This window comes from Branchiibius hedensis (genome assembly GCF_900108585.1).
Classification (GTDB): Bacteria; Actinomycetota; Actinomycetes; order Actinomycetales; family Dermatophilaceae; genus Branchiibius; species Branchiibius hedensis.
The window spans coordinates 2,467,923-2,483,306 of sequence record NZ_UESZ01000001.1; the positions used below are offsets into that span (position 1 = coordinate 2,467,923).

At 67.1% G+C, this 15,384-nt stretch carries 18 protein-coding genes; 6 read left to right on the top strand and 12 right to left on the bottom strand.

What is annotated here, in order from left to right:
• Positions 1–124: 124 nt before the first annotated feature.
• The gene (locus DR843_RS11920) at positions 125–559 is read left to right on the top strand and encodes a (4Fe-4S)-binding protein (RefSeq protein ID WP_109686103.1); all 435 of its coding nucleotides are present in this window, start codon (positions 125–127) and stop codon (positions 557–559) included.
• A 3-nt stretch (positions 560–562) separates the two neighbouring features.
• Here the strand turns inward: DR843_RS11920 and DR843_RS11925 are convergent, their stop codons facing one another.
• From DR843_RS11925 to phoH2, 6 genes are all read right to left on the bottom strand, one after another.
• Complete coding sequence (locus DR843_RS11925) at positions 563–961, bottom strand: hypothetical protein (RefSeq protein WP_146202565.1); 399 nt, start codon at positions 959–961, stop codon at positions 563–565.
• Positions 962–997: 36 nt separating this feature from the next.
• Positions 998–1,672 (bottom strand): aggregation-promoting factor C-terminal-like domain-containing protein, encoded by a 675-nt coding sequence (locus tag DR843_RS11930; RefSeq protein WP_109686107.1) that lies wholly within the window; start codon positions 1,670–1,672, stop codon positions 998–1,000.
• Positions 1,673–1,778: 106 nt separating this feature from the next.
• A complete protein-coding gene (locus DR843_RS11935; protein ID WP_109686109.1) occupies positions 1,779–2,171 on the bottom strand; it encodes an META domain-containing protein in 393 nt (130 codons plus the stop codon).
• 35 nt (positions 2,172–2,206) lie between these two features.
• Entirely contained in the window at positions 2,207–2,557 is a 351-nt protein-coding gene (locus DR843_RS11940; protein WP_170119850.1) for an META domain-containing protein, read from the bottom strand.
• 121 nt (positions 2,558–2,678) lie between these two features.
• Entirely contained in the window at positions 2,679–3,770 is a 1,092-nt protein-coding gene (locus DR843_RS11945) for a S1C family serine protease (protein ID WP_109686112.1), read from the bottom strand.
• A 53-nt stretch (positions 3,771–3,823) separates the two neighbouring features.
• Positions 3,824–5,131, bottom strand: a complete 1,308-nt coding sequence (gene phoH2 / locus DR843_RS11950; RefSeq protein WP_109686114.1) for an RNA 5'-3' helicase PhoH2 — start codon at positions 5,129–5,131, stop codon at positions 3,824–3,826.
• Between the two features lie 392 nt (positions 5,132–5,523).
• Here phoH2 and DR843_RS11955 point away from each other — a divergent pair, with 392 nt between their 5' ends.
• Both DR843_RS11955 and trhA read left to right on the top strand, forming a co-directional pair.
• Positions 5,524–6,288, top strand: coding sequence for an isoprenyl transferase (locus tag DR843_RS11955; protein ID WP_109686116.1), 765 nt, complete (start codon positions 5,524–5,526; stop codon positions 6,286–6,288).
• A gap of 51 nt (positions 6,289–6,339) precedes the next feature.
• A complete protein-coding gene (gene trhA, locus DR843_RS11960; RefSeq protein WP_425451556.1) occupies positions 6,340–7,083 on the top strand; it encodes a PAQR family membrane homeostasis protein TrhA in 744 nt (247 codons plus the stop codon).
• Between the two features lie 4 nt (positions 7,084–7,087).
• Here the strand turns inward: trhA and DR843_RS11965 are convergent, their stop codons facing one another.
• Positions 7,088–7,345: a hypothetical protein gene (locus DR843_RS11965; protein WP_109686120.1), complete on the bottom strand. Its 258-nt coding sequence runs from the start codon at positions 7,343–7,345 to the stop codon at positions 7,088–7,090.
• On the bottom strand, positions 7,345–8,334 hold the full coding sequence (gene mca, locus DR843_RS11970) for a mycothiol conjugate amidase Mca (protein ID WP_109686121.1): 990 nt from the start codon (positions 8,332–8,334) through the stop codon (positions 7,345–7,347). The genes DR843_RS11965 and mca overlap by 1 nt, the downstream gene beginning before the upstream one ends.
• Positions 8,335–8,354: 20 nt before the next feature.
• Between mca and DR843_RS11975 the strand changes: the two genes are divergently transcribed.
• Both DR843_RS11975 and greA read left to right on the top strand, forming a co-directional pair.
• Positions 8,355–8,717 carry a DUF4307 domain-containing protein gene (locus DR843_RS11975; protein WP_109686123.1) on the top strand — a complete coding sequence of 121 codons (363 nt, stop codon included), beginning with the start codon at positions 8,355–8,357 and terminating at the stop codon, positions 8,715–8,717.
• 183 nt (positions 8,718–8,900) lie between these two features.
• A complete protein-coding gene (gene greA / locus DR843_RS11980; protein WP_245934110.1) occupies positions 8,901–9,389 on the top strand; it encodes a transcription elongation factor GreA in 489 nt (162 codons plus the stop codon).
• Positions 9,390–9,477: 88 nt separating this feature from the next.
• Here greA and DR843_RS11985 read toward each other — a convergent pair whose 3' ends face one another.
• From DR843_RS11985 to DR843_RS11995, 3 genes are read right to left on the bottom strand one after another with little or no spacing between them, the layout of a single operon-like run.
• The gene (locus tag DR843_RS11985) at positions 9,478–10,626 is read right to left on the bottom strand and encodes a cystathionine gamma-synthase (protein ID WP_109686127.1); all 1,149 of its coding nucleotides are present in this window, start codon (positions 10,624–10,626) and stop codon (positions 9,478–9,480) included.
• A 22-nt stretch (positions 10,627–10,648) separates the two neighbouring features.
• Positions 10,649–11,020: a VOC family protein gene (locus DR843_RS11990; protein WP_109686129.1), complete on the bottom strand. Its 372-nt coding sequence runs from the start codon at positions 11,018–11,020 to the stop codon at positions 10,649–10,651.
• 44 nt (positions 11,021–11,064) lie between these two features.
• Complete coding sequence (locus tag DR843_RS11995) at positions 11,065–11,919, bottom strand: enoyl-CoA hydratase/isomerase family protein (protein WP_109686131.1); 855 nt, start codon at positions 11,917–11,919, stop codon at positions 11,065–11,067.
• A 56-nt stretch (positions 11,920–11,975) separates the two neighbouring features.
• Here DR843_RS11995 and DR843_RS12000 point away from each other — a divergent pair, with 56 nt between their 5' ends.
• Entirely contained in the window at positions 11,976–12,341 is a 366-nt protein-coding gene (locus DR843_RS12000) for a MerR family transcriptional regulator (protein ID WP_109686133.1), read from the top strand.
• Positions 12,342–12,357: 16 nt separating this feature from the next.
• Here the strand turns inward: DR843_RS12000 and DR843_RS12005 are convergent, their stop codons facing one another.
• On the bottom strand, positions 12,358–15,366 hold the full coding sequence (locus DR843_RS12005) for a glycine--tRNA ligase (protein WP_109686135.1): 3,009 nt from the start codon (positions 15,364–15,366) through the stop codon (positions 12,358–12,360).
• Positions 15,367–15,384: the final 18 nt, after the last annotated feature.

Here is a 15,384-nt window from a genome sequence, read left to right on the forward strand (position 1 = left end):
CGTGACGCCCATGAGGAGCACCCAGCCGGGCGCCCTGATACGCGCGGACCTCGCGCTAGCCCACCGGCACTAGCTACCGTCGTAAGCGTCAGCCGCCGATCCGCCAACCCTGGGAAGGTCACCCATGACCGCGCAGACGCCCTTCGAGCAGGGCAAGCCCTACTCCGGCCGAGGAATCGAAGTCACGTACGACGCCACCCGGTGCATTCACTACGCCGAGTGCGTACGCGGCCTACCTGCCGTCTTCGACACCCAGAAGCGACCGTGGATCCAAGTCGACAATGCCGCTGCGTCAGAGGTTGCCGAGGTCGTACGCCGTTGCCACAGTGGCGCTTTGCAGTATCGCCTGGCCGACGGGCCGGCCGAGGCGCCGCGCACGCCCACGTCGGTCACGGCGTACGCCGATGGTGCAGTGGTTCTCGAGGGTGACCTACAGCTCGACGGGATTCCCGCCGATGTCGATTACGTGGCCGAGCGCGAGACCCGACTGACCTCCTGCGGCTGCGGCAAGTCCGCGTTGTGGCTGCTGTGCGACAACACCTACGGTCACACCGACTGACCGCTACTCGCGACCCGTGCCGTCCTGCGGCAGCGCTGGCTCGGCCTCGACGTCGAACACCTCGTCGGAGTATGGCTCGTCCTCATCGACCATCATCTCGTCGACGTCATCCAGAGACAGGTCGCTGTCGTCCTCGTCGACACCAACCCCGTCCTGGCGATCGCGCCACCACAGGAAGAACCAGATCAGCGACGCGATGGCCAGCACGATGGCGGCACCCAGAACACCGCCAAGGATCTCGAACAGCACGTGCGATGCGGACGAAGCAACGACCCCGTTGCCGTCGTCGTGGAACTCCGGCGACCGGGAGCCGAGCAACGAGGCGCCCCACACCCCGCCCGCGACAGCGAGCGCGATGGCGATCAGCCAGTAGCAGACGGCGAAGACACGGTTACGGAACATCGAGACCATTCTCGCAGATCAGCCGCGGCGGGCGATCTAGTACCAGTTGTGCGCAAGATGGAAATCCCACGCCTGACAGGGCGATCCGTAGGCATCCTTGACGTACTGCATCCCCCAGGTCAGCTGGGTCCGGGTGTTGGTGCGGTAGTCGGCGCCCGCCGAGGCCATCTTGCTGGCCGGCAGCGACTGCGGGATCCCGTACGCACCGGATGACGGATTCTCAGCGGTCGTGATCCAGGACGACTCCTGGGTCCACAACTTGTTCAGGCACGGCCACTGCGCCTGATTCCATCCGTACGCCGAGAGCATCGCCCGTGCCATCTGTTGCGCCTGCGCGGGGCTGGCCGGGCCGACCGTGGCCGCGGTGGTCGGGGCTACGGTGGTCGGGGATACAGCGGTCGGGGCTACAGCGGACGTGGTCCGCGGCGCGACGGCCGGTTTCGCGGCAGGAACCACCGGCAGCGTCGGCCGGGCCTGGGAGCGCGACACCTGATCCCCGACCGCTCGAGAAGGCACCGTTGCGGGCGTCGAGGTGATCTCAACCGCCGCGCGCACCGTCGGCGCGTGCGCATGGCTGGCGGCAGCGGTCTGGTAGGCCGCAGCCGACGCGCAGACCAAGCCGAAGGCGGTCACCGCCATCGCCGCCGGGCGTCCGAAGGCGGAACGGATCCCGCGCCGCCGTGCGCGGTGCCGGCCAACCTGGCGCGCCATCGAGAACCTTCCGTTGCAGACAAGCAGAACGGCCTCGTTATCCAAACGAGACCGTCTGCCACTCTCGCCGATCGGCTCGGCGCATGCAAATCTGACTGCGCTGCGGTCAGATCTCGTCCAACGGCTGCAGCTCGGCAAATTCGAGGGTGACCTCGCCAGCAGTGAGCGTCAGTGTGTTCTCCCCCACGGTGAAAGCTGCGCCGCTGGTCAGCAACTGGTTGAACCAGTCGTCCTGGGCCATCAACTCTTCGCTGCACGCCATCCGCGTCGAGATCGCCGGTCCCGACCACGCCAGGTTGCCATCGGTGACCGCGACCGGTCCGCTGTAATTGTTGCATCCAGGCCGGGCGGCCAACCGGCCGTCCTCGAACGACAGCGAGATGCTGCTGTCAGCGACAAGGTCGTGCCCGGTGACGGTGCTGCTCACGAAGGAGCGGCCGTTCAGTTGACCGACGACGTCGGCGGTCGGCTCTTCATACGGTTGGAATCCATCAGTCATAGCTGCAGTCTCCTCCGCGCACGATGCGCCCGCAGCTACTTCGAGGAGGTCGTCGAGGACGCCGGGCCCATCAGGATCGTGAGGTCGTCATGAGTCAACGTCATGACGTCGCCGGACAGAGTGGGCGAGACGCCAGTGGTAAACGTCTCGAGCAGCCATTTGTCCTGGGCGTCCTTGCCGTCGCCGCACGCCATCATCGTCTGCATCGGGTGGCCGCTGAATTTCAGCACCCCGTCGCTGATCGTGGCCGCCCCGTTCATCGTGTTGCAGCCACCGTTCAGGGACAGGTTCCCGTCCGTCACCTGCAACGTGATCGCGGTGCCACTCACCAGATCGTGACCCTTGACCGAGGTCGAGACGAAGGACTTGCCGTTGAGTGAATCCACGGACGTCACCGGCGTCGGGCTCCCCGAGGAACCCGAGGAACCCGAGGATCCCCCGCTGCCACACCCGGCCAATGCCACCACCGCAATCGCCACTACCGCCACTCTGCGCATAACCATCCCCCTAGTCCGCCTGTCCGACCGTTACCGACACAGTGTGCGACCCGCCGTCGCGCGTAAACTCGACTTTCACCGAATCCCCTGGCGTCGCGTGCAATTCCAGGGCGTTCAGATCGTCCACCGAGCGCACGGCCTGGCCGCCGATCGTCGTGATCACGTCACCAGGGCGCAGATCAGCGTCCGCCGCAGGACCGGTCACTGCCTGCACGAAGAGCCCCGGTGGCAGCCCGTACTGCCGAGCCAACGCCGCCGTCACCTCGGCGACCTGCAGGCCGAGCGTCGGGTGCCGGACCGTCCCTGTGGCGATCATCTCCGAGGCCAACGGCGCGAAAAGGCTTGACGGGATTGCGAATCCAAGACCGACGCTGCCGCCCTCGCCGCCGGGTGCCGCTCCCGCGGAGTTGATGCCGACCAGTTGCCGGGAACAGTTGACCAGCGCTCCGCCACTGTTGCCCGGGTTGATCGAGGCATCGGTCTGCACGGCCCCGACGAGGTGGTGGGTCGCCCCTGACTCCGAGGGCACCCGCACGTACCGATCGGTCGCGCTCACGATCCCCGAGGTCACGGTTGAGGTGAGTCCCAGCGGAGCGCCGAGCGCGACCACCGGTTGCCCGACGACCAGGTCACCGGTGGAGCCGACGCTGATCGCACGCGCGTTCGACGACGGATCCTGCGCCGTCACCACCGCCAGATCAGTCAGCGGATCGCGACCGACGAGCGTCGCGGCGCTGGAATGCCCATCGGCGTACGTCACCCTGATCTGACCCGGTTGCCCCTGCGGGGCGATCACGTGATCGTTGGTGATGATGTAGTCCCGCCCCCGCGGGACGCCCTGGACTGAGCCGGCGCCGTCGATCGGTGTACGCACGACGACGCCCGATCCCGTGCCGGACGCGGACGGGCCGCTCACGGATAACGTCACCACCGATGGCAGTACGTCGCGCGCCACCTTGGGCACGTCGCAACCGGTGAGGTTCGTGCCCGGCGAGCGATGGGTCAATGCCCACAGGGCCCACACCGCCAGGCCACCCAGCAGGCCGGCGGCGAACGCCACCGCAACGACCACGCCACCGACCCGGGTGATGGAGGCGCGCATAGAACGCAGTCTGCCCTCCTCCGGAGCTGGAGGAGGGCAGACTCGCGCAGGTGCTACGCGTCAGGACCTTCCAGCATGTCGGTGACCAGCGCCGCAATGGGACTGCGCTCGCTGCGGTGCAGCGTGACGTGCGCGAAGAGCGGATGACCCTTCAACTTCTCGATCACCGCGGCGACCCCGTCGTGTCGGCCGACCCGCAGGTTGTCGCGCTGCGCGACGTCGTGGGTGAGCACGACCCGGGAGTTCTGCCCGATCCGCGACAGCACGGTCAGCAGCACATTGCGCTCCAACGACTGCGCCTCGTCCACGATCACGAAGGCGTCGTGCAGCGAGCGACCCCGGATGTGGGTCAGCGGCAGCACTTCGAGCAGGTCGCGATCGACGACCTCTTCGACGACTTCGCGGGACACCACCGCGGACAGCGTGTCGAAGACCGCCTGCGCCCAAGGCCCCATCTTCTCGTTCTCGGTGCCGGGCAAGTAGCCCAGTTCCTGGCCGCCCACGGCGTACAGCGGGCGGAAGACGATCACCTTGCTGTGCTGGCGGCGCTCCATCACCGACTCCAGACCGGCGCACAGCGCCAGCGCCGACTTACCGGTTCCGGCCCGGCCACCCAGGGAGATGATGCCCACGTCGGGGTCGAGCAGCAGGTCCAGCGCGATCCGCTGTTCGGCCGAGCGGCCGTGCAGACCGAAGGCGTCACGGTCGCCGCGGACCAGCCGCACCGACTTGTCCGGGGTGACCCGGCCCAGTGCCGAGCCGCGCGGGCCGAGGAGGACAACGCCTGTGTGGCAAGGCAATTCAGCCGCACTGGCCAGCTCGAGCCGCCCCTCGTCGTACAGGCTGCCCATTTCGGCGTCTCCGACCTCGATCTCGGTGATGCCCGTCCACCCGGAGTCGACGGCCAACTCGGCGCGGTACTCCTCGGCGTTCATCCCCACCGCAGACGCCTTGACCCGCATCGGCAGGTCCTTGCTGACCACGGTGACGTCGTGGCCCTCGTTCGCCAGGTTGCGCGCGACGGCCAGGATGCGGGTGTCGTTGTCGCCGAGCCGGAAACCGGAGGGCAGCGACTGCGGATCGGTGTGATTCAACTCGACGCGGAGTGTGCCGCCGTCGTTCAACGGCACCGGAGCGTCCAGGCGCCCGTGCTGCACGCGCAGATCGTCCAGGAACCGCAACGCGGAGCGGGCGAAGTAGCCCAACTCCGGGTGGTGCCGTTTGCCTTCCAATTCGGTCACCACGACCACGGGCAGCACGACTTCGTGTTCAGCGAAGCGGGTGAAAGCTCGTGGATCGGACAGCAGGACCGAAGTGTCCAGGACGTAGGTGCGGCGGCCGGGCTGGGCGTTGATGCTCATACACACTCCCTCGGCGCGCGGTTGGTAACCGCGCAATCACTTGCGGAACAGTGACCGGATAAGCCCACCGAGGGCAACCGGCCCTCTGTTCCGCAGCCGAAGCAGCTGCATCCAGTGGGCCTTTCCGTTCGACCACGAAGGTGTGGTCGTGTTCGGAACGCTACGGCAGACCGAGCGCGATTGTGCTCAGCCGCGCCCATCGGTGTGTGACGTTTCTGTTAACGGCGTACGGCGCGTGGCTGGCCAATCGGATCAGCGGACTTCGCACTCGCGAACAACTTCCGCCATCGAGGTTGTCCCGACCGCGTAGTCAGTGCGAGTCCTCACCTTTCGGGGCTAACCTGAGGGGCGGGCGACGGCCCAACTTACGGAACCGTTAGGAATCAGGAGCGATGGTGCGGATCAGCGATGTGCTGTACGGCGTGTACGAGCGCCGTCTGGCCCGCGACCTGCCCAAGGACAACCTGCCCCGCCACGTCGGCGTGATGCTCGATGGCAACCGTCGCTGGGCCAAAGCCCGTGGCGCCGACACAGCCAGCGGCCACCAGGCCGGCGCCGACAACATCGAACCGCTGCTCACCTGGTGCGAAGAGGTCGGCGTCGAGGTCGTGACCTTGTGGCTGCTCTCCACCGACAACCTGTCCCGTCCCGAACGGGAGTTGCGCCCGCTGCTGGGCATCATCGAGTCAGTCGTGACGGACCTCGCCGCGGCACAACGGTGGCGCATCAACCCCGTCGGCGCGCTCGACATGTTGCCCGAAAGCACCGCGAACGTGCTGAAGCAGGCCGCCGAGGACACCTCGGATGTCACCGGCCTTTTGGTCAACGTCGCCGTCCCCTACGGCGGGCGACGAGAAATCGCCGACGCCGTACGTTCCATGCTCCTGGAGCACGCCGCCAAGGGCGCGTCCATCGAGGAGTTGGCCGCTGACCTGGACGTCGATCACATCGCCCAGCATCTGTACACGAAAGGCCAGCCGGATCCGGATCTGGTCATCCGCACCTCCGGTGAACAACGCCTGGGGGGCTTCTTGCTGTGGCAGAGCGCGCACAGCGAGTTCTATTTCTGCGAGGCCTACTGGCCCGATTTTCGTCGGGTCGACTTCTTGCGAGCGCTGCGGGCGTACGCCGAGCGCGACCGCCGGTTCGGATCCTGAGGTAGCACCATGAACATGCCCAACCTGCCCGATATACCGAGTCTTTCCGAGATGAGAGACGGCGTCCGCGACGGCATGGCCGAGGTCCGCGAAAGCATTTCCGACGCCCGGCAGGACGCCAAGGCGCTGCTCGCGGCGGTCAAACCGAAGCTGCGCGGCTGGCTGCACCTGGTGATGGCGCCGCTGGCCCTGATCGCCGGCATCGTCCTGATCGCGACGTCGGACACGACCAGCGGGCGGGTCGGTGCGATCGTCTTCACCATTACCGCCGTACTGCTGTTCGGCACGTCGGCGGTCTACCACCGCGGCACCTGGAGCCCCGGCACCGCGATGACCTTGCGCCGGATGGACCACGCGAACATCTTCCTGATCATCGCCGGCACCTATACCCCGTTCGCGCTGACGCTGCTGCCGGCCGCTGAGGCCCGTTCGTTGTTGATCATCGTGTGGACCGGCGCCATCCTGGGCGTCTGCTTCCGGGTCTTCTGGACCGGTGCACCGCGATGGCTCTATGTGCCGGTCTACCTGGCGCTGGGCTGGGTCGCGGTGTTCTACGTCAAGCCGATGCTGCACGGCGGCGGCCCGGCCGTGCTGACGTTGATCATCACCGGCGGCGCGCTCTACACGATCGGCGCGATCATCTACGGCACCAAGCGGCCGAACCCCTCACCGCGCTGGTTCGGCTTCCACGAGATCTTCCACACCTTCACGATCCTGGCGTTCGTGGTGCATTACGTCGCGGCGTCGATGGCCATCTACGGTCACGACGTGACTGCGACGACGCTGGCGCACTGAGCCGCTACTTCTGCTCTTCCTCGCCCTTTTCCTCCAGGCGTTCCTCGTCCAATTCGATGGCCGCCTGCCGCTCGGACTCGCCGGTCTCTTCGGATAACTGGACTGCTTCGCGGTCCCGGGCCTCGTCGGCTGCGGAGTAGCGCACCTTCCGCAGTCGGTTGTTCATGCTGCGGAAGAGCAGCCAACACGCCAGGGCCAGCGCGAACAGGATGATGAAACCCCAAATGCCGGCCGTCGTGGAGACGTTCTCGTCGCCGCCCATCAGCCGACCCGCAGGTTCTCGGGCAGCGTCGTCTCGCGGATGTCGTCGACCACCAGATCCAGCGATCCCTTGCTCGCCAGGGCGTCCGCCGTGGCCGGGTCGATCCCGGCAAACAGATCGTCCTCCTCCGCCGGGACCGGCAAGTACGACGCCGCCAACTCCCACTCCTCCGTCGGCCAGATCTTGGCCTGCTCCGCCGGCGAGAGAGCGAAGAACGAACCGTCCGGGTCGATCTGGGTGGCGTGGGCCAGCAGCGCCTGCTCCCGGACGCCGAAGTAGTCGCCGACGTTGACGCGGGTGGTGATCCGCGGCGGTGGGGTGCCCTCCCAGCGCTTCATCCAGTCCCCGAAGGGCGACTCACCGTCCCGTTCCAGCAGTGCCTCGTGCATGGCCAACATCTTCTCCCGGGAGAAGCCGCGGTCGTAGTACAGCTTCAGCGGCTGCCAGGCCGGACCGGTCTGCGGGTACGCCGTGGGGTCACCCGCCGCCTGGAACGCCGCCACCGACACGACGTGGGTCATGATGTGGTCCGGGTGCGGATAGCCGCCGTTCTCGTCGTACGTCGTCATCACGTGCGGGCGGAACTCGCGGATCACCCGTAACAGGGCCGGGACGGTCACCTGCAAAGGCTCCAAGCCGAAGCTGCCCGTCGGAAGGGGCGGTCGCGGATCGCCCTCCGGCAGACCGGAGTCGACGAAACCCAGCCAGGTGTGCTCGATCCCGAGGATCTGGGCCGCCTTGGCCATCTCGTGTCGGCGGAACTCGGCCATATCCCGCTTGACCTCGGGATTGTCGGCCAGTTTGGGGTTCAGGATGTCGCCGCGCTCGCCACCGGTGCAGGACACGACCATCACCCGATGGCCGGCCGCGGTGTATTTGGCCACCGTCGCCGAACCCTTGCTGGATTCGTCATCGGGGTGGGCGTGGACCGCGAGCAGGCGAAGGCTGCTGCGGTCCTCATTGAGGGCGGTCTGATCCGAGCCAGTCACGCGCTCTATTGTCTCATTCCATGGCCCTGCCCCGACCCGCCCCCGGCACCGGTAAGTGGTGGGTGGTCGGCACCATCGGCATCACCCTCGGTGTCATCGCCGCGATCTGGTTCGGGCTATCAGCGACCAGCGGCCTGGCGTGGTCCGATGCGGGACACAACGTGGTGAGTGACGCCCGGGTCGATGTCATCTTCGATGTCACCAACCAGGACGGAAAACCGGTCCGGTGCACGCTGGAAGCATTGGACAACAATCACGGGCAGGTCGGCGTACTCCAAGTGGATCTGCCAGCCAGCACCCTGACCACGACGCGCTACACGCGCACGATCGCCACGGTCTCCCGCGCAGTGGCGGCCACAGTGGACTCCTGCACCTATCGCTGAATCGCTGTGACCCAGGTCACCTGATTGCCGGGCGCGACGACCGCGGTCGTTTATAATGAAGGTTCTTGCACGAACGGGTCTGGACCTGCAGACCGGCCGCGCATCCTGGGAATGTCCCAGCAAGCGGCGACCCGCGGGTCCGGGCCTACCTTTTTTGTCTTACACCAGTTGGAGGAGATCGACGTGACCAGCACTGACACCGGCACGACGTTCCTGACTCAGGACGCATTCGACCGTTTGAAGGCAGAGCACGACCAGCTCACGACCACCGGTCGCAGCGAGATCGCCGCCAAGATCGAAGAGGCTCGCCAGGAAGGCGACCTGAAGGAGAACGGCGGCTACCACGCGGCGAAGGAGGAGCAGGGCAAGATGGAGGCCCGCATCCGCACCCTCGAGGAGCTGCTGCGAAACGCCACCGTCGGCGAGGCCCCGAAGGCCGACGGCACCGTCCACCCGGGCATGGTGGTCAAGGCCGAGATCTTCGGCGAGGAGGAGAGCTTCCTGCTCGGCAGCCGTGAAGGCGCCGCCGACGACCTGACCGTCTACAGCGAGAAGTCACCGCTGGGTGCAGCCATCCTTGACCAGAAGGTCGGCTCGACGGTCAGCTACGAGGCCCCGAACGGCAAGACCATCGAGGTCAAGATCGTGTCCGCGAGCCCCTACCAGGGCTGAGCGCTGCCCACTTTTGTAGCGGTACTCACCCTCCACTTGCCTTTCCAGGTGAGTACCGCTGCGAAAGTCCTTGCTCCACGGTGCTGAATCAGCCGCGGGTGCGGTCCAGCGCCTCGGCCAGGTCGGCGATCAGGTCGTCGGCGTCCTCGATACCGACCGAGCAGCGGATCAGATCGTCCGGCACGGCTAGTTCGGTGCCCGCCACCGAGGCGTGCGTCATCTTCGCCGGGTGCTCGATCAGCGACTCCACCCCGCCAAGGGACTCCCCCAGCGTCCAGACCTGCGTGGCGCCAACCAGATCCAAAGCGCGCCGCTGACCACCGGCGACCTGGAAGCTGATCATCCCGCCGGGTCGGCGCATCTGCTGAGCCGCGACGTCATGCCCGGGGTGGGAGTCCAGCCCCGGGTAGTAGACGTGCGTGACGTCATCACGGCCGAGGAGGAAGTCAGCGACCCGCTCAGCGTTGTCGCTGTGCCGCTCCATCCGTACCGCCAGCGTTTTCAGCCCGCGCAGCACCAGCCACGAGTCGAAGGGGCCCGCCACCGCGCCCATCGCGTTCTGGTGGAAGCCGATCGTGTCGGCCAGTTCCGCATCGCGTACGACGACCGCGCCACCCACGACGTCGCTGTGACCGCCGCAGTACTTCGTGGTCGAGTGAACGACGATGTCGGCGCCGAGGGTGAGGGGGTTCTGCAGGTACGGCGAGGCGAAGGTGTTGTCGACGACCAGCAGCACCCCGGCCTCCCGGGCGACCGCCGCCACCGCCTCAATGTCCGCGATGCCCAGCAGCGGATTGGTCGGAGTTTCGATCCAGATCAGTTTGGTGTTGGGGCGGATCTCGCCGCGGATCGCGTCGGCTTGCGACACCTTGGCCAGGGAGACCTCGACACCCCACGGCCGGTGCACCTTGTCGAAGAGCCGGAAGGTGCCGCCGTACGCGTCATTGGGGATGATCACGTGATCGCCGGGCTTCAACACGCCTCGCAGGATGGCGTCTTCAGCGGCCAGGCCGGAGGCGAACGCGAATCCCTTTGTGCCGCCTTCTAATTCGGCCAGGCACTCCTGCAACGCGTCACGCGTTGGGTTGGCCGATCGGGAGTATTCGTAGCCCTCGCGCAGGCCGCCGACGCCGTCCTGTTTGTAGGTCGAGGTCTGGTAGATCGCCGGCACCACGGATCCGGTGCGCGGATCCGGCTCCTGGCCGGCGTGGATCGCTGTGGTCGAGAAACCCGTCATGGGCTCCACCCTACGAGTCGCCTCAGGACGGCTGGTACGGCGTCAACACGCAGAACTCGTTGCCCTCCGGGTCGGCCAGCACTGCCCAGCCCCGGTCGCCCCGGCGCAGGTCGTTGACCAGCGTCGCGCCGAGCCCCAGGATGCGTTCGATCTCCTCGTCCCGGCTGATGTCCGTGGGTCGCAGACAGAGGTGCATGCGGTTCTTGACCGTCTTGGGTTCGGGCACCTCGAGGAAGATCAGGAACCGGTCATCCGGCCCGATCAGCCCGACCTCGTCCTCGCCCGGCTCCGCCTCCGGGTCCAGGGTGAAATCCTCCAGGACCTGGTCCCACCACACGCCCTGCGCGTAGGCGTCGGCGGCGTCGATGCAGAAGTTGGATGCGCGAGATGCCATCCGCTCACCCAACCACTCAGCCCAGGGCGCTGGCCAGCTTCGCCTCAGCCGCTCGGGTGCAAGAAGCCCTCCAGGTCTTTCTCGACCTCGCGGGTTTGATAGCCGCGCGCGATCAGATCGATGGTGTGCTGCGCGGAGTCCGCGGTGAACAGCCTGCCTAGTTCGTGATTCTCGATCTCGAGTCCCACCGACAGGTCGGTGCTCAGGGCGGCGTCGACGCAGCGCACCGCGCCGGCGATCACCTCGGCGCCCACTGCGGCGATCCGCCGGGCCAGGGAGTCGACGAAGTCATCGAGCTGTGCATCGGGTAGCGCACGGTTGACCAACCCGTACCGCTCAGCGGTCGAGGCGTCGATGAGGCCGCCGCCCAGGATGATTTCCAGCGCACGGGCCCGCCCGGTCAGCCGGGGAAGGAACTGGGTGCCACCGCCACCTGGCACGATCCCCAACGCCGCCTCGGGATGGGCCATCTTGGCCGTGTCGAGGGCCGCGAACCGCATGTCCATCGACATCAGCAGTTCCAGACCGCCACCGCGGGCATACCCCGCCAGCTTGCCGATGGTGATCTGCGGCAACGTGCGCACGCTCTCGTGCAGGGCCTCCATCGGATTCAACGGCGCGTCCGCCGACCGGATGAGCGCCGTGAACAGCTGCGGTTTGGAGACGAACTCGGCGTCACCGTGCGCGGAGAAGAACTCCGGATCAGCGCTCTCGAAGACGACAACCAGCACCGAACCGTCGTTGCGCACTGTGTCCACGAACCGCCGCAGATCGGTGATCAACGCGGTATCCAGAATGTTCAACGGTGGGTTGTCGATGGTGACCGTGGCGACGCCGTCGTGCACTGCTACCCGCAGCGCGCGGAAGCTCAGTAAGTCGAGGGGGTGGTTCGTAGTCATGGTCGGTACGCTAAAACCTGACATTAATGTCAGCTGCAAGTCCAGGGAGGAACTGCGTGCGCATCGGAGAACTCGCAGAGCGCACCGGGGTCAGCGTGCGGTCACTGCGCTACTACGAGACGCAGGGGCTCCTGGACAGTTCTCGCAACTCCGGCGGCCAGCGCGTCTACGAGCAGGAGGCCGTGGACCGGGTGCACTACCTCCAGCGCCTCTACCGGGCCGGTTTGTCGAGTCAGGCGATCCGCGCGGTACTGCCGTGTCTCGACACGCCGAGTCTGGTCTCCAGTGACGCAGCGTTCGAGCGCCTGGTGCAGGAGCGCGATGCGTTGCGGACGCACCTCGTTGAAGTCCGCGAGACGCTGTCCGCGCTGGATGCGCTGATCGCCTTCAATCGCCAGAACCGACCGGCCGCCCGCACCTGAGGCTGTCCGGCCCGGATCAGCCCACGGCGCTGGACAGCGCCTTCCAGTCGATCCCGGCCGGCGCCTTGTCCACGACCGACTGCAACAAGCCCAGCCGCGCGGCACGTACCGCTGGGTCCTCAGCCATCACCAGAACGTCGTCGAAGAACGTGTTCAGCGAGTCGGTCAGATCGCCGGCCGTGGCGGCCCATTCCGGCAGTCCAGCCGCGGACTGATCCGGGAGCGTGGCCACCTGGGACTCCAGGCGCAGCTCGGCCGGTTCGGTCAAAGCCGATGCGTCGTACGCCGATGACGTGCCTTCCGGGACGATCCGGGTGATCCGTTGGGTCGCCTCCACCAGCTTCGCGAACCCAGCGTCGTCGGCCAGGGCATGAATGTCCGCCAGCGCCTGCTCGGCCGCACCCGGGCGGCCAGCCAGCGGGGCGATCGCCTCGACCACACCGGCCGACACACCCTCGTCACGCAGTTGCTGCACGAACCGGTCGCGCACGAATTCCGCTGCAGCTTCGATGGATTCGTCAGAAACGGTCACACCCTGGGCAACCAGCCGCACGGCAGCTGCCTTCAACCCGTCCTCCACGGTGATGGTCGACAGCTCGGGGCGGGCGCGCAGGATCGCCACCACACCGAGCGCGGCGCGACGCAACGCGAACGGGTCCGAGGAGCCGGTCGGCTTGGCTCCGATCGCGAACATCGCGGCCAGCAGGTCGAAGCGGTCCGCGAGCGCCAGCAGCGCGCCCTCGAGCGTCTGCGGCAACGCGCCACCGGCGGTGCGGGGGCATTCCATGTCGTAGAGCGCCTGCGCGACCGCCGGGGTCTCCCCCGCTCGCTCCGCGTAGACCTTGGCCATCGTGCCGGCCAGCGAGGACAGTTCGACGACCATCTGGGTGGACAGGTCGAACTTGGCCAACTCGCCGGCGCGCTGCAGCGTGACACTGTCAACACCGTCGATGCCATCGGCCAGCTTCGTCGCCACCGAGGCAATCCGGTCGGCGCGCTGGGCGACCGATCCGACCCGCTCTTCGAAGGTGAGTTTGTCGATGGCCGAACGGAATTCAGCCAGCGGCACCTTGAGGTCGGCGTCGAAGAAGAACGCCGCATCCTCGTAGCGGGCGCGCAGCACTGACTCGTTGCCCGCGCGCACCACGTCCGGTGAGCAGGCGCCGTTGGCCATCGTGACGAAGTACGGCTTCAGCTTGCCCGCGGAGTCACGCACCGGCAGATAGCGCTGGTGCTTGCGCATGACCGTGACCAGGATCTGCTCGGGCAGCTCCAGGTACTTCTCCCCGTAGGAGCCAAGGATGCCGACCGGCTGCTCCACGAGGTTGGTGATCTCATCGACCAAGCCGGACTCGGCATCGAAATCGACTGTGCCACCGACCGATTGCGCCAGATCCGAGGCCTGGTCGATGACCTCGGTCCGGCGGGCAGCCACGTCAAGGACGATGCCGTGTGCGCCGAGGGTCGGAATCAGATCGGTAGCCGTGGCGATGTCCACCAGCGGGGTGTCATCGCCCCGTTGCACGTACGTCGTGCGGCCAGTGACCAGCGACGACACCTGAGCGGGGACCACCAGATCGCCCCACAACGCGACGAGCCAGCGGATCGGCCGGCTATAGGCCAGCTGCGGGTCGGCCCAGCGCATGTTGCGGTCGGCGCGCAGGCCCTCGACGACCTTCTCGATCAGCGAGCCGAGCACGACCGGTGCGGTGCGGCCCTTCTGCTCCACGGCTACCGCGACATGGGTAGCTCCGTCGAATTCCGCTGTGATCACATCGGATACCTCGACGCCTTGGCCTCGCGCGAAACCCTGCAGCGCCTTGGTGGGCTCGCCGGACGCGTCGTAGGCGGCGGCAACCTTCGGGCCCTTACGCAACGTCGACGCGTCCGGCTCCGCGGCGGAAACAGCGGGAATCGTCACCACGATCCGGCGAGGAGTGGCGGCCACCTGAGGGTCGCCGTACGTCAATCGGGAGTCGGCCAGCGCCTCGGTGGCCAGCGTGCGCACCTGCTCGATGGCCTGGTCCACCACGTGCGGCGGCAACTCCTCGGTGCCGATCTCCAGCACGAAAGTGGCTGGTTCAGAAGGAAGTTCAGCAGGCAGCTGCGAGGGGGCAGGCGACGGCGACGCCAGCCCGCCCATCGACGACAGGGTCGACTTGGTCAGCGGGAAGTCCAACTCCTCGCGGCGCTCGACCCACAACCGGGAAACCTCACGCGAGAGCCGGCGCATCGTTGCGAACGCCGCGGCCCGCTCGGTCGTGGAGATCGCACCCCGCGCATCGAGCACGTTGAAGGCGTGGGAGCTCTTGAGCACGTAGGTGTGCGCGGGCACCGGCAGCCGGGCCTCGATCAGCCGCTCGGCCTCGGCGACGTACCGCTCGAACAGCTCACGGTTGGTGTCGATGTCGGCGTCGTCGAGGTAGTAGCGCGACATCTCGAACTCGGACTGGCCGAAGAGTTCGCCGTAGGTGACGCCCGGCGCGTAGACCATGTCCTTGAAGTGGGTGACGCCCTGCTGGGCCATCATGATCCGCTCGATGCCGTAGGTCAGTTCGACCGAGACCGGGTCCAGGTTCTGCCCGCCGACCTGCTGGAAGTAGGTGAACTGGGTGACCTCCATGCCGTCCAGCCAGACCTCCCAGCCCAGACCCCAGGCACCGATCGCCGGCTGCGCCCAGTTGTCCTCCACGAAGCGCACGTCGTGGGCGGCCAGGTCGATGCCGAGAGCTTCCAGGGACTGCAGGTACAGCTCCTGCGGGTTGCCCGGATCCGGTTTGAGGATGACCTGGAACTGGGTGTGCGTCTGCAGGCGGTTGGGATTCTCGCCGTACCGGCTGTCGTCGGGGCGCACGGAGGGCTCGACGTACGCCACCCGCCACGGCTCGGGACCCAGCACCCGCAGGATCGTTGCGGGGTTCATGGTCCCGGCGCCGACCTCGGTGTTGAACGGCTGCACGACCAGGCAACCCCGGTCGGTCCAGAACTTCTGCAGGGTCAACAAGGCGTCTTGCACGGTCAGCACCTGGCAAGGCTACCCATC